General features: G+C 71.8%; 2 protein-coding genes. Both read right to left on the bottom strand.

The window, feature by feature from the left end:
• The coding region (locus tag IJH84_RS06295) for a SidA/IucD/PvdA family monooxygenase (RefSeq protein ID WP_295141413.1) at window positions 1-591 on the bottom strand (591 nt) is incomplete at its 3' end.
• Window positions 591-1715 (bottom strand): carboxylate--amine ligase (locus IJH84_RS06290; RefSeq protein ID WP_295141410.1); only part of this gene is annotated, 1125 nt, incomplete at its 5' end. The genes IJH84_RS06290 and IJH84_RS06295, both read right to left, overlap by 1 nt.

Raw genomic sequence — 1715 nt, 5'->3', positions numbered from 1 at the left:
GCCGCCTTCGTGCAGCAGCGCGGTGGATTCCAGCGCCGACTGGCCCGCGCCGACCACCAGCACCCGGCGTCCCTCGAAGCCGGCGAGGTCGGCGTGCTCCGAGCTGTGCGAGCACAACTCCGGCGGCAGGTCGGAGAAGACTTCCGGAATCCGCGGGAAGTGCTGCACTCCCGCGGCCACCACGACCGCGCGGGCGCGCGCCCGGCCGCCGTCGGCCAGTTCCAGCTCGAACGCCCCGCCGCGCCGGTCGATGTCGTCGACCAGCACTTCTTCCACGTCCAGGCCGCGCTGTTCGCGGAACCAGTCGGCGTAGGCGATGAAGTTGTCCAACGACACCGGAACCCCGTAATCGGCGTAGCCGCGGCCGGTCTCCTGGCAGAAGTTCCGCAGCGTGTGCGAACCGTCCGGATCGGACAGGTTCGAGGCGAAACCTTGGGATTTCAGGTACATCCCGCGCGGCATCTTGGTGCGCCACAGGTCCATCGGGTGGCCGAACTGCCGGTACCGGACCCCGGCGGCGCGCAGGTGCGCCGCCAGCGACAGCCCGTACGGCCCCGCGCCGACCACGGCGACGTCGACGGTTTCGTTCATCAGCGATCCTCCTTGACTGCGTACGGCGTCCGTCCCCGATGCCGGCTGCCGCCATCGCGTCCGCGTTCCTCGTAGCGCGGCGGGTCCACCAACCGCTTCCCCGGCTTCGCGCCGAACCTCCGGGTGAGCGCGCGCCTGCCCATCCACACGCACATCAGCGCGAACGGCGCGAGGTCGTCGCGGGCGAACCACGCCACTTCGTCCACCCGCCGCAGCGACCGCAGCCAGTCCCGCAGCCGCAGGTCGCCGCGCCGCCAGTAGCTCAGCGCGCCGAGCGGGTCGTAGTTCTCCACCAGGAAGCTGCGGCCCACCGGCGGCAGTCCTTCCGCGACCCGCTGCCCGGTCAGGTCCAGGTAGGCCGCCAGCGCCACGTCGATGCCCGCGGAATCGCGGAACAGCCGGAACTGCGCGCCCAGCCGCGGGTTGAAGTCCAGCAGCTTGTAGCGCCCGTCCCGGTGGTCGAAGCGGAAGTCCAGATCCGCGATCCCCCGGAAGTCCAGCCGCTTCAGCAGCTCGGTCGCCTGCCCGCGCAGCAGCGTGTTCGACGTGCAGCGCCCGAAAGTGGTCAGGCCGGCATGCGCCGGGTAGGACCGCGCCTTGACCCCGGTGAACGCCGGGCGGCAGCCGGCGGAGCCGCGGTATCCGTGGAAGAACCAGTCGTTTCCCGCGCCGCCGGGCAGGAACTCCTGCAGCATCAACCGGCCCGCGCGCTGCTGTTCGCATTCGCGGGTGAGCGCGAGCAGCTGCGCGCGCTCGCGCACGATCGTCGTGCTGCGCACCTTCATGGCACCGGTCCACGGCGTGGCCAGTTTGGCGATCAGCGGGAACCCGGCCTCGACGGCGAACTCGATGGCCTCGGCGGTGGTGCCGATCAGTTCCGCGCGGGGACTGGGCACCTCCAGCTCCCGGCAGACCTGGTGCAACGTGAACTTCCCGGCTACCCGGCGCGGCAATCCGGCGGGCGGCTCGGGGAAGACGAACGAGCCGCGCAGCGACGAGCCGTGCTCGGCGAGGTGGATGGCGGCGGCGTCATCGGTGGGGATCAGCACCGCGGGCCGTCCGAGCCGCTCGGCCAGCGCCGCCAGCCCGATGTTGATCCGCTCCGGGTCGTCCGGATCCGGGCG

This window comes from Saccharopolyspora sp., assembly GCF_017434145.1.
Taxonomy (GTDB): Bacteria; Actinomycetota; Actinomycetes; order Mycobacteriales; family Pseudonocardiaceae; genus Saccharopolyspora_C; species Saccharopolyspora_C galaxeae.
Note: the sequence above shows the minus strand (reverse complement) of the source record. Positions and strands in the feature narration are given on the sequence as shown.